Origin of the sequence: Arthrobacter antioxidans (assembly GCF_023100725.1) — a bacterium.
GTDB lineage: Bacteria > Actinomycetota > Actinomycetes > Actinomycetales > Micrococcaceae > Arthrobacter_D > Arthrobacter_D antioxidans.
In genome coordinates, this window is the sequence record NZ_CP095501.1 from 2,874,016 (window position 1) to 2,888,300 (window position 14,285).

At 71.1% G+C, this 14,285-nt stretch carries 16 protein-coding genes; 8 read left to right on the forward strand and 8 right to left on the reverse strand.

The features are described 5' to 3' along the window. Positions 1-38 precede the first annotated feature (38 nt). Positions 39-767 (reverse strand): TetR/AcrR family transcriptional regulator, encoded by a 729-nt coding sequence (locus tag MWM45_RS13225; RefSeq protein WP_247826851.1) that lies wholly within the window; start codon positions 765-767, stop codon positions 39-41. Between the two features lie 116 nt (positions 768-883). On the opposite strand from MWM45_RS13225, the gene ptsP reads away from it, so the two are divergent. Next, positions 884-2,569, forward strand: coding sequence for a phosphoenolpyruvate--protein phosphotransferase (gene ptsP, locus MWM45_RS13230; protein WP_247826852.1), 1,686 nt, complete (start codon positions 884-886; stop codon positions 2,567-2,569). 19 nt (positions 2,570-2,588) lie between these two features. Here ptsP and MWM45_RS13235 read toward each other — a convergent pair whose 3' ends face one another. Next, positions 2,589-3,479: a DUF6807 family protein gene (locus tag MWM45_RS13235; RefSeq protein ID WP_247826853.1), complete on the reverse strand. Its 891-nt coding sequence runs from the start codon at positions 3,477-3,479 to the stop codon at positions 2,589-2,591. Beyond that, on the reverse strand, positions 3,476-4,648 hold the full coding sequence (locus MWM45_RS13240) for a Gfo/Idh/MocA family protein (protein WP_247826854.1): 1,173 nt from the start codon (positions 4,646-4,648) through the stop codon (positions 3,476-3,478). The genes MWM45_RS13235 and MWM45_RS13240 overlap by 4 nt, the downstream gene beginning before the upstream one ends. A 175-nt stretch (positions 4,649-4,823) precedes the next feature. Between MWM45_RS13240 and MWM45_RS13245 the strand changes: the two genes are divergently transcribed. Then, entirely contained in the window at positions 4,824-5,879 is a 1,056-nt protein-coding gene (locus tag MWM45_RS13245; protein WP_247826855.1) for a LacI family DNA-binding transcriptional regulator, read from the forward strand. A gap of 33 nt (positions 5,880-5,912) precedes the next feature. On the opposite strand, the gene MWM45_RS13250 is transcribed toward MWM45_RS13245, so the two are convergent. Further along, on the reverse strand, positions 5,913-6,119 hold the full coding sequence (locus MWM45_RS13250) for a hypothetical protein (RefSeq protein WP_247826856.1): 207 nt from the start codon (positions 6,117-6,119) through the stop codon (positions 5,913-5,915). A gap of 218 nt (positions 6,120-6,337) precedes the next feature. Between MWM45_RS13250 and MWM45_RS13255 the strand changes: the two genes are divergently transcribed. The 6 genes from MWM45_RS13255 (at position 6,338) to MWM45_RS13280 (ending at position 11,209) form a co-directional block, all read left to right on the forward strand. After that, positions 6,338-6,634: a hypothetical protein gene (locus tag MWM45_RS13255; protein WP_247826857.1), complete on the forward strand. Its 297-nt coding sequence runs from the start codon at positions 6,338-6,340 to the stop codon at positions 6,632-6,634. A gap of 104 nt (positions 6,635-6,738) precedes the next feature. Next, entirely contained in the window at positions 6,739-7,038 is a 300-nt protein-coding gene (locus tag MWM45_RS13260) for a hypothetical protein (protein ID WP_247826858.1), read from the forward strand. Between the two features lie 555 nt (positions 7,039-7,593). After that, positions 7,594-8,781 carry a Gfo/Idh/MocA family protein gene (locus MWM45_RS13265; protein ID WP_247826859.1) on the forward strand — a complete coding sequence of 396 codons (1,188 nt, stop codon included), beginning with the start codon at positions 7,594-7,596 and terminating at the stop codon, positions 8,779-8,781. Continuing rightward, the gene (locus tag MWM45_RS13270) at positions 8,778-9,932 is read left to right on the forward strand and encodes a DUF993 family protein (protein ID WP_247826860.1); all 1,155 of its coding nucleotides are present in this window, start codon (positions 8,778-8,780) and stop codon (positions 9,930-9,932) included. Before MWM45_RS13265 ends, MWM45_RS13270 begins: the two co-directional genes overlap by 4 nt. Then, the gene (locus tag MWM45_RS13275; protein ID WP_247826861.1) at positions 9,929-10,810 is read left to right on the forward strand and encodes a sugar phosphate isomerase/epimerase family protein; all 882 of its coding nucleotides are present in this window, start codon (positions 9,929-9,931) and stop codon (positions 10,808-10,810) included. Before MWM45_RS13270 ends, MWM45_RS13275 begins: the two co-directional genes overlap by 4 nt. Positions 10,811-10,819: 9 nt before the next feature. Then, positions 10,820-11,209: a nuclear transport factor 2 family protein gene (locus MWM45_RS13280; protein ID WP_247826862.1), complete on the forward strand. Its 390-nt coding sequence runs from the start codon at positions 10,820-10,822 to the stop codon at positions 11,207-11,209. A 101-nt stretch (positions 11,210-11,310) separates the two neighbouring features. Here the strand turns inward: MWM45_RS13280 and MWM45_RS13285 are convergent, their stop codons facing one another. From MWM45_RS13285 to tsaB, 4 genes are all read right to left on the reverse strand, one after another. Then, the gene (locus tag MWM45_RS13285) at positions 11,311-11,925 is read right to left on the reverse strand and encodes a GNAT family N-acetyltransferase (RefSeq protein WP_247826863.1); all 615 of its coding nucleotides are present in this window, start codon (positions 11,923-11,925) and stop codon (positions 11,311-11,313) included. Positions 11,926-12,058: 133 nt separating this feature from the next. Continuing rightward, positions 12,059-13,141, reverse strand: a complete 1,083-nt coding sequence (tsaD, locus tag MWM45_RS13290) for a tRNA (adenosine(37)-N6)-threonylcarbamoyltransferase complex transferase subunit TsaD (RefSeq protein WP_247826864.1) — start codon at positions 13,139-13,141, stop codon at positions 12,059-12,061. Continuing rightward, complete coding sequence (gene rimI / locus MWM45_RS13295; protein ID WP_247826865.1) at positions 13,138-13,605, reverse strand: ribosomal protein S18-alanine N-acetyltransferase; 468 nt, start codon at positions 13,603-13,605, stop codon at positions 13,138-13,140. Before rimI ends, tsaD begins: the two co-directional genes overlap by 4 nt. Then, positions 13,602-14,282, reverse strand: coding sequence for a tRNA (adenosine(37)-N6)-threonylcarbamoyltransferase complex dimerization subunit type 1 TsaB (gene tsaB / locus MWM45_RS13300; RefSeq protein ID WP_247826866.1), 681 nt, complete (start codon positions 14,280-14,282; stop codon positions 13,602-13,604). Before tsaB ends, rimI begins: the two co-directional genes overlap by 4 nt. Between the last annotated feature and the right edge of the window lie 3 nt (positions 14,283-14,285).

The following is a 14,285-nucleotide window of genomic DNA, read 5'->3' on the forward strand; positions in this document are numbered from 1 at the left end:
CCGCAACACTGCGGAGGGATGGCGTTGATCGGGAAGCGTCAGCCTCCTGATCGGCTGGATATTCTCTGGAGCCATTCGAGGAAGAGCTTCAGCTCCGAACTGGAGAGCTGATCGGGGTGCGAGGACTGCAGTGCTGCGTTGAGGGCGATGGCCGCCACCACCACGGACGGCGTCCCCTCGGTGTCGGTCACGGGGTCCGCTTCGGAATCCGTGGCCACCGCCGAGATGACCGCCTCGCGGGTCATCGCCGAGAGCTCGAGGTTGCGCTTCGCCGCGGGCTCCGCGATCAGCATGAGGGTGACGCCGATATTGGCGGCCAGCATGCTGCGCGCGGCTTCGTGCGGTGAGACCACCAGGCGGGCCGCCGCGGCCGCCCGCGCCAGGACCTCCTCGAGGAACGCCTCCGCGCTGGCGACCATGGAGGGCCGACGCTCGGGGCGGATATTGCCGAACATCACCAGGTAGAGGTGCGGGTGGTCGAGGCCGAACCGCACGTGGTTGTCCCAGTGCATGCGGAGGTCCTCGATCGGCTGGCCCGACGTCGGGATGCTCCTCTCGGCCTCCAGGTACTCGGAGAAACCCTCGGCGACGACGGCGTCGAAGAGTCCCTCCTTGTCACCGAAGTGGTGGTACAGGGTGGGAGCGGTCACCCGGGCAGCCTCGGTGATCTGGCGGGTGGAGACCGGCTCCCCGTTGGACTCGGCGAGCAGGGCCGCGGCTGCCCGCAGGAGCCTGGTCTTCGGCGCGGGTTCGCCTCCTTTTTTCATGCCTGCTAGCGTAACAGCTATAGCAACGTTATATGAACTGGGTCACATCTCCGGTTGCTTCACGCGACACAATGGTGCTAGACCGAGATCCACCCGCAAGGAAACGAGGACGTTCAATGGAGAATTTCGCAGGTGTCGGGGTCAGCCCCGGACGAGTGATCGGCCCGGTCCGGCACATGCCGCCGTCGGTCGGGGAACCGCCCGCCGGTGAACGCCACGACACCCCCGATGCTCCGGATCAGGCCGTCGCCGCCCTCAAGGCCGCTGCGAAGACCGTGCAGGAGGAGCTCAAGCGCAGGGCCGGCATCGCGAAGGGCGACGCCAAGGCCGTGCTGCAGGCCACCTCGCTGATGGCGACGGACCCCCTGCTGCTGAAGTCCGCGACGAAGCTCATCAACACCGGCACCTCGCCGGCCCGGGCGGTCTGGGAAGCCGGCGCCTCGGTGGCAGAGATGCTGCACAATCTCGGCGGCTACATGGCCGAACGCACGGCCGACGTGCTCGACGTCCGCTCGCGCATCGTCGCGGAACTGCGCGGACTCCCCGCACCGGGCATCCCGTCGTCGGACACGCCCTTCATCCTGGTCGCCGAGGACCTCGCTCCGGCGGACACCGCCACCCTGGACCCGGCGCTGGTCCTCGCCCTCGTCACCTCCGGTGGTGGCCCGCAGTCCCACACGGCGATCATCGCCCGCGCCCTCGGACTGCCCGCCGTCGTGGCCGCCCACGGTGTGGACGACATCGACGAGGGCACCCTCGCCTTCGTGGACGGAGCGGCGGGGACCCTCACGCTCGAGCCGGGTGCCGAGGAGGAAGCGGCGGCCGAGGCCTATGCTGCGGCCGCGGCGGCGCTGGCCGTGTTCGACGGCGTGGGCGTCACCGCGGACGGGTACGAGGTGCCGCTGCTGGCCAATGTGGGCGGCGCGGCCGACGCCGTCAAGGCCGCCGAGGCGAAGGCCCAGGGCGTGGGCCTGCTCCGGACGGAGTTCTGCTTCCTCGGACGCGACACCGAGCCGACGGCGGAGGAGCAGATCGAGGCGTACAAGGGCGTCTTCGACGCCTTCCCCGGCAGGAAGGTGGTGGTCCGCACGCTGGACGCCGGAGCCGACAAGCCGCTGCCCTTCCTCACGGACACCTCCGAACCCAATCCCGCCCTCGGCGTCCGTGGCTACCGCACCGACCTGACGTCCCCGGGCGTCCTGGAACGGCAGCTCCGGGCCATCGCGGACGCCGCCGCCCAGGCGAGCGCGGACGTCTGGGTCATGGCACCGATGATCTCGACGGCGGAGGAGGCTGCGGATTTCGCCAAGCTGTGCAGCAACGCCGGCCTCCAGACGCCCGGCGTCATGGTCGAGGTCCCCTCGGCGGCCGTCATGGCCGAGTCCATCCTCGGCGAGGTGTCCTTCGCCAGCCTCGGGACCAACGACCTCACGCAGTACACGATGGCCGCGGACCGGCAGCTCGGTTCCCTCGCCGCCCTCAACAACTCCTGGCAGCCCGCCGTCCTCCGCATGGTGGAACTGACCGTGGAGGGTTCGGCCACCGAAGGCAACGCGAAGCCGGTGGGGGTCTGCGGGGAGGCCGCGGCGGATCCCGCACTCGCCGTCGTGCTGGTGGGACTGGGCATCTCGACGCTGTCCATGACCCCGCGGGCCCTCGCCGGGGTGGGCGCCGTGCTGAACAGCGTCACGCTGGCCGACGCGCAGCGCATCGCCGGCATCGCCGTGGCCTCGCCGACGGCGTCCGAGGCGAAGGCCCGGGTCCGCGCCGAACTGCCCGTGCTCGAGTCCCTCGGCCTGTAGGGCGCCGTTCGGCGCGCTCCTACGCGGGGACCCCGATCCGGGTCCCCGCGGCCGGGAACGCACTCTTCTGCACGGCGCCGTCGGCGACCAGCATCGACCACTCCCAGCGGAGGACGGCGTCGCGGTCGAGGTGCATCTCCTCATGGAAGAAGGGGGCCGCGCACAGCATCGGTGTGCCGCTGCTGCGGACGAACCAGGGAGACGGCCCTCCCGGATTGTCCGCCGACGGGATCATGAGGACCGACGCGTCGGCGGACTGCAGGCCCAGCCAGGCATGCGTCGTCCCCATGACGTCGTCCTCCCCGACCGGACCGGCGCCGCCGGCGGACGGGGCGATGATCCTGCCGCCGTCGAAGAACGGCGCGAGGCGCAGGAAGAACCCGCCATAGCCGGCGTTCGGGCGGCCCGCCGTCGTCGGGCTGCCGAAGGCCAGCGGACCGCCGCTGACATTCACCCAGGTGCTCCGCACCGTGGTTCGCGACCATTCGACCCCGCCCATCCGGAGCGTGTCCGCGCTCCAGGCCCGCTCCTCCTCGAGGAATCCGCTGCCGTCCGCAGCGCACCAGCCGATCCGCTGCACCACAGCATCATCCGCGTACCGCCGGGCGAGAACGCGCTGCGAGCCGTTGTTCGGGAGCTGGACGTAGCCCCGCGCGCCACTGTAGGTCGGACCTCCCCACAGGTTCACGGGGTCCTCCTGGCCGGGGACGTCGACGGCCGATACCGCGATGCCGAGTCCCCGGTGCCATGGATGATCGGCCGGCGCGCAGTCGCTGACGGTCCGTCCGCCCGGGGTCAGGACGGGGTGGAGGAAGGGCCGCGGCGCATGCAGGGCCGGTTCGTCGCGGCCCTCGTGCAGCATGCCGACCACGCGGCCCGCGCGCGTGGAGAGGGAATCCCCGCCGCTCATGCCGCGGGGGCTCCGGCCGGAGCCTCCGGACGCCCATCGGTGACCGGCGCGGCCAGGGATCCTCGGAGGGACGGATCCGCGAGATCCGCCCGGGACACCCAGCGGTCCTCCCGGGCCGACACGTACATGCCGGTGACGATCTCGAGAGCGCGGGCAGGATGGGCGACGAGGCCGGGCATGCCCCTGCCCTCGATGAGCGAGGGATAGATCTCCGCGAACAGGGCGTCGTGGCCGCTCGGGATCTCCTGGGCAGGCAGGTTCCAGGATGCCGAGGTCTCCTCGTCGATGCCGGGCGCCGGAGTGATCCGCCAGTGCGCATGCCCGTGGCCGTAGAGGTGCTCCAGTTCGATCGTCGCTCGCTCCGTGTCGATGCGGAGCAGGCTCGACTGCCGCGGGGCGAGAACCGTCGTGACCACGGAGGCCACTGCACCCGAGGCGAAGACCAGGGACGCGTGGGAGAGGTCCTCGGTCTCGACGTCGTGCTGCTGCCGCCACATCGTGGCGCGTACCGCGGACCATTCACCGAGCAGGTAGGCCAGGAGATCGATCTGGTGGCTCCCATGGCTGAGCGTGGTACCGCCGCCCTCGGTGGCCCACGTGCCGCGCCACGGCACGGCGAAGTATTCTGCCGTCCGGTACCAGTGCGTCTGGCACAGGGCTGACAGCGGGCGGCCGAGCGCGCCGGAATCGAGCAGCGCCTTCACATGGGCCGCGGCGGTGCCGGAGCGCTGCTGGAAGACGACGGCGAGGCCGCGTCCGGCGGCGCCCGCGGCCCGGGTCATCGTGTCGAGCTCGGCGAGGCTGAGCGCGGCGGGCTTCTCGACGACCACATGCGCTCCCGCAGCGAAGGCCCCGATCGCCTGTGCGGCGTGCCCGCCAGGTGGTGTGCAGACGTGGAGGACGTCGACCGCCTGGGCGGCGAGCATCTCCTCGAGGGAGGAGTAGCGGGACGGGACCGCGTGCGCCTCGGCGAAGGCGGCGAGGTGCGCGGACGAAGGATCCGCGGCTGCGACAAGGGCGACTCCCGGCAGGTCTCCCAGGGCCGCGGCGTGGAGCTGCGCCACTCCCCCGGTCCCGAGGATCGCTGCGCGGAGCACGGGGACGGTCCCGTGGACAGGGGCGGCGTGTCGCTCGGCGGAGAGATTCTCCGCGGGACTCGGCAGGGGCACGGTTCCTCCAGGGTGGACGGGATCACGGTTCGGGAAACCCTAACAGAGAAAGCGCTTACCGGATGGGCTCGACCGGGCGCCGCCCCGCCCCGGGCCATGCAACAATGGCCCTTTCCGTGGAACGCGCGGGGCGGTCGCCGCAGCGGTCACCGCCCGGACCTCAGGAGTGGAAGCAATGTCGGCACCGGTCAGCAAGAGCCCCGCGACACTGCACGACGTGGCCAGGGAAGCGGGCGTCTCACTCGCCACGGCGTCGCGATCACTGAACGGAAGCACCCGTAAGGTCAACGAGGCCTATCGGCAGCGGGTCGTCGAGGCCGCCCAGCGGCTGGGCTACACCACCAACCTCTTCGCGCAGGCGGTGGCCAAGGGAAGCACCACCACCGTGGCGCTGCTCGTGGCCGATATCGCGGACCCCTACTTCTCCAGCATCGCGGCCGGGGTCATCGATGCCGCGAACGAGGAGGGACTCGTGGTGACCATCGCCGTGACCGGGCGCAACGCCCAGCGGGAACTGGACACCGTGCGGGCGCTGCGCGGGCAGCGCCCCCGCGTCATGATCCTCGCGGGCTCCCGAACCACCGGCTCGGCGTTCGAGGAGCAGTTGCGCGGGGAGCTGGCCTCCTTCGAGGACACCGGCGGGAAGGTGGCCTTCATCAGCCAGGACGCGGCACCCTTCGCCACCGTGCTCCTCGACAACCGGGGCGGGGCCCGTGACCTCGCCGTCGCACTCGCCTCGCTCGGCTACCGGGACTTCGCGGTCATCACCGGGCCCCCCGAGATCAGGACGGCCGAAGAGCGGCTCGAGGGCTTCACGGCGGGGCTGGCGGAGCGCGGCATCCCCCTGCCGCCGGAACGCATCATCCACGCCGACTTCACCCGCGACGGCGGCTACCGCGGCACCCGCGAACTCCTGGCGTCGGGCGCTTCGGTGGACCTCGTGTTCGCCGTCAACGACGTCATGGCCGTGGGCGTCGTCTCGGCACTCCGGGAGGCGGGAATCGTTCCCGGCGCGGGGATCGGCGTGGCGGGGTACGACGACATCCCGACCGTGCGGGACATCACGCCTGCCCTCACCACGGTCAGGATCCCCCTCGAGGACGTGGGCCGGCGAGCCCTCCAGCTCGCGACGGGTTCCGCGCACGACGACGCCGGATCAGCACCTGGGCCCGGAAGGACTGCGGCCATCAGGACGGAGACGGTGATCCGGGGGAGCACTCCCCCCCGGTAGCACCGTGCGGGCGCCTCCGCGCCGACCCGTCCCTCAGGAGGACTGGGAGGCCCCGGGACCGGTGTCGTGGGCAGCGAGCTTCGCGACGTCATCCACGGGGAGCTCCGCCACCTCGGCCACGATCGCGATGTCCTCCCCCTGGCTGATCGCCTCGGCCACCGCTTCCTGCAGGACCAACTCGGCGCGGTCGAGCTCGAACTGGACGTCCTCCTTGTCTGCGGCAGCAACACGGATCTTCACCAAACGGTCCTTCGTCATAGCAGCTGGACACCTCGCATCGTGGTCGGGCGGCGTGACGCCGGCGTCCCACACCCGCGCAGGTGCGGTGATGGTGCCATCGTCGCGATCATCCTAACCATTCGCACCACGGCGTGGAATGGCCCTTCGGACCGCCGGTGACCCGTATTTCCCACCGGCCTCCGGACCACGGTGTCGGTCCCCCGGCATACCCTCCTCGCATGGCAGAAAGACCGGGGTGGCATGGCATCCCACCCAGCGCGGACCGGTACGTCCCTCCGCTCCAGCTCGAGGCGCCGACCGGCAGCATCACCGAGCCGGCCCGCTCCCCCGCCCTGTGGGTGGAGCTGGATTATCCCGACGGGACCCGCCGCATCATGAAGGGATTCGCGATGGCGTGGACGGGCACCACCGTCCGGGCGCAGTGGATCGAGTACTCCCGCGCACGCGAGGCGTGGGTGGACGCAGCGCGCTGCCGACGTCGGACCCTGGAACCGCACTCGACGCACCCCTCCTGACGTCGGCCGGACGGGGCGGGCCCCCTGCCATCCTCCGGCGGCATCCTCGTAGAGTGGTGCCATGGACCAGCCTGCGCCGTGCGCCGCCCCTCGGGCAGGCATGCGTGACTGAGTCGGCCGGCTGGCACGGACTCCCGCCGACGACCCACCGGTTCGTGCCTCCGCTCCAGCTGGAGCCACCGACCCACGGCATCACCGAGTCCGTCTCCCCCGCACCCGCACTCTGGGTGGACCTCGAGTATCCGAACGGCTCACGGCAGACCGTCCGCGGATTCGCGATGGCGTGGACCAGCTCGGCGGTACTTGCGCAGTGGGTCGAATTCTCCATCGCCCGGAGCGCATGGGTACGTCCCGAGCAGTGCACGCGGCGGTCGATACCCGGCCGCTCCGGCACCCCGGACTGACCCACCCCGTCGACGGCCCGCGGCGCTCGCAGCCCCGGCGCGTCCTGCGGTCCGCCGGACGATGGTCCTCGGCGCAGGCGCGGTCCCCGGTAGGGGCTTCCCCGCGCCGCGGACGTTCCTGGTCCATCCGCACCACCTGGGCAGGATGCCCTGCCCCGACTCGCGCCCTGGTCAGAGGGCGGGCAGGGTCGAGGAGGATTCCCCGCGCCGGACCGTCACGTCCCGGGTCCGGCTGATCTCCGTGGGGGTACTGAGGACGTGGGTGCGTGGTGCCAGACCGGCCGAGCAGAGTGCTGCGTCGAGCCATCCGGCCCTCGGGAAGGGTAGGAGGAGTCGGAGGAGGGAGGATGCTCTCCGACAATCGCCTCCGCGGGGAGTCCTCGGGCATACGCGGGGCTCCCCGGACGGGGTGGGACCGGGGGTGACGCAGCAGGCCGCCGCACCCGGGCCGATGCCCCGACCCGCGTGGTTCGTTATTGCCCGTCCCTTCTTCTTCCCCTACACTCGCGGTAAGCGTTTTCCCATACGGCGGTTCCGCCGGACGAAGGAGTAGAAATGTCAACGAGGACAATCGGGATCATCATGAACGGCGTCTCCGGGCGCATGGGCTATCGGCAGCACCTGGTCCGTTCGATCCTCGCGATCCGTGACCAGGGGGGCGTGCTCCTCTCCGACGGCACGCGCGTCCAGGTCGAGCCGATGCTCGTGGGCCGGAACGAGGCGAAGCTCGCCGAACTCGCCGCCCGGCACGGCATCGAGCACTACTCGACCGACCTCGACAGCGTCCTGGCCGACCCCACCTGGGAGATCTACGCGGACTTCCTCGTGACGAAGGCCCGCTCGGCGGCCATCCGTAAGGCCATCGCCGCCGGCAAGGCCGTCTACACCGAGAAGCCCACCGCCGAGACGGCGGCCGACGCCCTCGAACTCGCCGACCTGGCGGAGGCAGCCGGGATCAAGAACGGCGTCGTCCACGACAAGCTGTACCTGCCGGGCATGCAGAAGCTCAAACGCCTCGTCGACTCCGGTTTCTTCGGCCGGATCCTCTCGGTACGCGGGGAGTTCGGGTACTGGGTCTTCGAAGGCGGCTGGCAGGACGCGCAGCGTCCCAGCTGGAACTACCGGGCGGAGGACGGCGGCGGAATCGTCGTCGACATGTTCCCGCACTGGAGCTACGTGCTGGAGAACCTGTTCGGCAAGGTCGAATCCGTGTACGCGCGGGCCGTGACCCACATCGACGAACGCGTCGACGAGCAGGGCCGCCGCTACCGCGCCAGCGCCGACGACGCCGCCTATGCCGTCTTCGAGCTGGAGGGGGGCATCGTCGCACAGCTCAATTCGAGCTGGACGGTCCGTGTGAACCGCGACGAGCTCGTGCAGTTCCAGGTGGACGGCACACACGGCTCCGCCGTCGTCGGGCTGTTCGGCTGCAAGATCCAGCCACGCAACGCCACGCCCAAACCCGTCTGGAACCCCGATCTCGAGGACACCCACGACTACGACGCCGACTGGATCGACGTACCCACCAACGAGGTGTTCGAGAACGGGTTCAAGACGCAGTGGGAGGACTTCCTCCGGCACGTCCTGGAGGACGCGCCCCACCCGTACGATTTCCTCGCCGGCGCCCGTGGCATGTACCTCGCCGAGCAGGGCCTCGAGAGTTCGCGCTCGGGGCGCCGCCTCGACCTGCAGGACGTCCGCAGCACCGCCGTAACCCGCCAGGAAGCGGTCCCGCTGGCATGATCACCCTCGTCGATGCGGCCGGACACACCTCCGCCGTCGAACTGAACCCTGCGCCGGTGTTCGCCAGGCCGGCCGGCCCCCTCCTGAGCAGGACCGTGTATGCCGCCGCGCACGTGGTCCCGAGGACCACGGCGGACAACGTCCCCGGCGCGCCGGCGGACCTCGACTGGGACGCGACGCTCGCCTTCCGCCATCACCTGTGGTCATGGGGACTCGGCGTCGCGGACGCCATGGATACCGCCCAGCGGAACATGGGGCTCGACGCCGCGGCGACCCGCGAGCTGATCCGCCGCAGTGCGGCAGAGGCGGAGACGGTGGGCGGCGGCCTGGTGGTCGGCGTCACCACGGACCACGTCGACGACGCCGTCATCCCCCTCGGTGCGGTCGTCGACGCCTACAAGGAGCAGCTGCACTTCGCCGAGGACGCGGGTGCCTCGGTGGTCCTCATGGCCAGCCGCCATCTCGCGCGGGCGGCGGGATCCGCCGAGGACTACGAGCGCGCCTACGCAGAAATCCTTGCCTCGGCAGGCGCCCCGGTGATCCTGCACTGGCTCGGCAGCGCCTTCGATCCGGCACTCGGCAGCTACTTCGGCTCCTCGGACACGGAGGCGGCGGCGTCGACCCTGCTCAAGATCATCGCCAACGCTCCGGACAGGGTGGCGGGGGTCAAGATGAGCCTGCTCGACGCGGACGCCGAACGCGCCGTGCGCGCACAGCTTCCGGCCCCCATCCGCATGTTCACCGGGGACGACTTCAACTACGTGTCCCTCATCGGCGGGGATTCCTCGGGCCACTCGGATGCCCTGCTCGGAGCGTTCGCCGCGCTCGGGCCGCACGCCTCGGCGGCGGTCCAGGCCCTCGACGCCGACGACCACGACGCCTACGCTCGGATCCTCGGACCCACCGAGGCCCTGTCCCGTCAGGTCTTCGCGTCGCCCACCTACTACTACAAGGCGGGCGTGGCCTTCCTCAGTTGGCTCAACGGCCACCAGCCCGGCATCGGCATGGTGGGCGGGCTGCACGCCGCCCGCAGCCTGCCGCACCTGTCGGAGATCGTGCGCCTCGCCAACGCGTGCGGTGCCCTGGAGCACCCGGAGCTCGCCAGGGAGCGCTGGCATACGATGCTGCGGGTCGGCGGGGTGCCGGCATGACGACGCCCCACGGCCGCCTCTCCGTCAACCAGGCCACCCTCAAGTACGCGACCCTCCCCGAGGCGCTGGACGCCACGGCCGGCGCCGGCATCACGAGCATCGGCCTGTGGCGCGACGCCGTGCACGCCCAGTCCCTGCCCGAGGCGGCACGGCTCCTCGCCGCTTCGGGCCTGCGCTTCTCGAGCCTCTGCCGCGGCGGGTTCTTCACCGTCCCGGAAGGCGCCTCCCGCCGAGCGGCCATGGACGACAACCGGAAGGCGATCGAGGAGGCCGCGACCCTCGCGGCCGCCGGCGCAGCAGGCTCCACCCCGGTGCTCGTGATGGTGGCCGGTGGCCTCCCGCAGGGTTCGAAGGACCTCGCGGGCGCCCGCGCCGGAGTGCAGGACGCCCTGGCCGAACTGGCCCCGGAGGCACTGGCCTCCGGGGTGACCCTCGCCCTCGAACCCCTGCACCCCATGTATGTCTCGGATCGCGCCGTCATCTCGACGCTGAAGCAGGCGCTGGATCTCGCCTCCCCCTTCTCCCGCGCCGCCGTCGGCGTCGTCATCGACACGTTCCATGTGTGGTGGGATCCCGACCTTCCGGCACAGATCGCCAGGGCGGGAGCGGAAGGACGGATCGCGAGCTACCAGGTCTGTGACTGGGCCACTCCGCTCGCCGCGGACGTCCTGCTCTCGCGCCACTACCCCGGGGCCGGGGTCATCGACTTCGAAGCCATCACCACGGCGGTCCAGGCCGCCGGCTATGCGGGCGACGTCGAAGTGGAGATCTTCAACCAGGACATCTGGGACACGCCGCCGGCCGAGGTCGTGGCGCGGACGATCGGGAGCTTCGACGACTACGTCGCCGCGCACCTGGGAGCAGGCCTCCGCCGGTAGCATCGGCCTATGGAATCTACCGAGATCGTCCGGCGGTACTGGTCGTCGGTGTGGAGCAGGGACTGGGCCGCGGTCGGGCGGACGCTCGCCCAGGACGTGATGGTGTTCTGGCCCGTCACCCGGGAGGTCATCCGCGGCAGGGACGACATGGTCGCGGTGAACTCCGAGCGCCCGAACGGCTGGAGCATCGACGTGCTCGAGGTCTACGACGCCGGCGAGGTGGTGGTGTCCGAAGTGCAGGTGCCCCAGGAGGACGTCGGCATCTTCCGCGTCGTGTCCATCTGGACCGTGTCCGACGGCGTGATCACCTCGGGCCGGGAGTACTGGACCCTGTACGGCGGCGAGGAAGGCCCCGACTGGCGGCGGAAATACACCAGCATCGGCGACCTCCCCTCCTGAGCGCCTCGGCACGGTCCGTGCGCGCACGGGACGAACGGCAGCCGCATCGTGGCCGACCGTTCCCGCGCCGCGCGGTACTCCCGAGGCGGCCGGAGATCGACCTAGCTGGCGACGAGGCTGCGGTACTGGGGGTTGTCCGCGAGGAAGGCCTGGACCTGGTCGCAGTACGGCAGGGCGGCCAGGCGACGCTTGTGGGCGTCGAGCAGGACCTTCTGGATGAGGACGCCCTCCAGCCCGGCCCCCTCGAAGGCTGCGGCGACGACGGTGCGGTGGAGCCGCAGGGTGCCCGCCCGCAGGGAGTAGGCGAGATAGCCCGCGAGCATCCCGTCCTGGAAGAGCTCGAAGCGATGGTTCATCGGGTTGTCGCGGAAGGCGCCGGGGCGCTCCGCTACTCCCGAGCCCTCGCGCGCATCGGCGGCGCGCCGCTCCAGCTCGTCGGCGAGGCGGTCGTAGTCCTCCTGGGCGCCGTACGGCGGGAAGTCGGCGTCGAGCACCTTGTACATCTGGTTGATCCAGCGGCGGAGCTCCCGCGTGGTGGTACCGGTGAACTCGTGGGGCAGGACCAGCGGTTCGATCGGCTGCTGGACCGCGGCGAGCCGGCCGGTGGCCATTCCGGGCCACGCGTCATACGCGGTGTCGTGACCGGTGGGGAGTGCGGGAGCTGCATCGTCATCGAGGCGGGCGGGAGCGGAGGAAGTCCGGGCTACGGGTGTCATGGCATTGACCTTCAGGTCAGAAAGGAGCAGGCCGTTTTCTTGACCTTCATCCAATCTAGCTGTCAGTTAGGTCGATGTAAAGCTAGTTTATCTAGTAATAAGCAGGCTCACCATCAGCGGTCCGCCCGGACTGCTAGCCCTCGGCGAGCATGATGCTCGTGACGGGGAGGGATGGGTCGGTCCCGAACGCGATCCCGCTCGGACTGCCTCCGTCCATCACGATCTGCGCTCCGAGCGCCGCGACCATCGCGCCGTTGTCCGTGCACAGCGACGGCGCGGGCACCGTCAGGATGATGCCGGCGGCAGCACACCGCTCACCGGTCAGCTCGCGGAGCCGTCGGTTGGCAGCCACTCCCCCACCCAGCAGCAGATGGGTGATCCCGTGCTCGCGGCAGGCGAGGACGGCCTTCGACGTGATGATGTCCACCACGGCCTCCTGGAAGGACGCCGCGATGTCCGCCACCGGTACCTCCAGCCCTGCGGCCTCGTACTGCTCCACCGAGCGGGCGACGGCGGTCTTGAGACCGCTGAAGGACCAGTCGTAGCGGTGCGGCCCGGGCTCCTCCGCGCTGCCCATGTACTTGGGCTGCGAGAGACCGCGCGGGAAGCGGATGGCCGTCGGGTCGCCCAGCCGTGCCAGCCGGTCGATGGCCGGGCCCCCGGGATATCCGAGGCCCAGGATCCGGGCCGTCTTGTCGTAGGCCTCGCCCGCGGCGTCGTCGATCGTGGACCCGAGCAGTTCGACGTCGTGCGCGATGTTGCCCACGCGGAGGATCTCCGTGTGTCCCCCCGAGACGAGCAGCGCGCCGAGGTTCGGCGGCAGGCCGTCGCGGAACGTGCCGCCCACCATGCCGACCCCGACGTGCGCCACGAGGTGGTTGACGGCGTAGAGCGGTTTGCCGGTGGCGACGGCGAGCGCCTTCGCTGCGGAGACGCCGACCATGAGGGCGCCGGAGAGTCCGGGGCCGGCGGTGACGGCGATGGCGTCGAGCTCGTCGAGCGTCATGCCGGCGTCGTCGAGCGCAGCACGGAGGGTCGGGACGAAGGCCTCGAGGTGCGCGCGCGAGGCGATCTCCGGGATGACGCCGCCGAAGCGGACGTGCTCGTCCATCGAGGAGGAGACGGTGTTGGCCAGCAGTTCGGTGCCGCGGACGATGCCGATGCCGGTCTCGTCGCAGGAGGACTCGATGCCGAGGACCAGGGGGGCGGTGGTCATGGTGTTCCTCCGTCGTCCGCGGCCAGGACCAGCCGCATCACCCAGGCGTCCACGCCGTCGCGGTAGTACTTCTTCCGGGTGTGGATCTTGCGGAAACCGAACCGGACGTACAGGGCCTGGGCGCGGGGGTTGTCCGCCCGGACCTCCAGCATCACGTTGTCGGCGCCGCGCCGGCGGGACTCCTCGAGCAGCTCGGTGAGCAGCGCCCGCCCGATGCCCCGACCCTCGAAGCGCGGGAGGACGCCGATGGTCTGGATGTCCGCCGTCGCGTGGATCACCATGAGGCCCGCGTACCCGACGGCCTCACCGTCCACCTCGGCCACGAGGTAGCGCCGTGTGTCCGACTGGAAGAACTCCGTGTAGAACATCTCCAGCGGCCAGGCGTCGGTGGGGAACAGTTCGTTCTCGAGCCGGCCGATCGTCTCGATGTCCTCGAAGGTCAGGTCCCGCAGCAGGAAGCTCACGCCGTCGCCCGCTTCCTCGGCCCGGGCACCTGCGCGTCCGACTCCCGCAGGTAGAGCGGCGAGGTGTCCCGCAGGGGCGCGCCGGCGAGCAGCCGCAGGCGGGCCACGCGTGCCAGGGACGCGGCGTCCGGGTCCGACGCCGCGAAGGCGGGCACCCCGTCGACGTCGTCGGGGTACAGGCCTGCGGCGCGGCCGACGAGCGGCTGCCCCGCGGGGAGGGTGGAAGCGGTCCCGACGTGGGGACCGTCGAGGAGTTCGGGCAGGGCTCCGGGCTGCGACGGCGCACGGTATGCCGCCCAGTACACCTCGCCGCGGCGCGCATCCGTGCCCGCGAGGAACGCGCTGCCGGCCCGCACCGCACCAACCGCGGCGGCGTCGAAGGCCAGGGCGTCCAGGCTCATGACCCCGTGCAGCGGTACGTCCCACACGAAGCCGAGGGTCCGGGCGGTGACGAGACCGGCGCGCAGTCCGGTGAACGGACCAGGGCCGACACCGGCGACGACGGCGTCGAGCTCGGTCCCCGTCACCCCGGCCTCGGCCAGGATCCGGTGCACCGCGGGCGCGAGGACCTCCGCGTGCGAGCGCGTGTCAGCACTGGCGAACCGGCAGACGACGGTGTCGTCGTGCAGGAGCGCCACGGTGGCCGCGGCGGAGGTGTCGAGGGCGAGGAGAAGCACCCG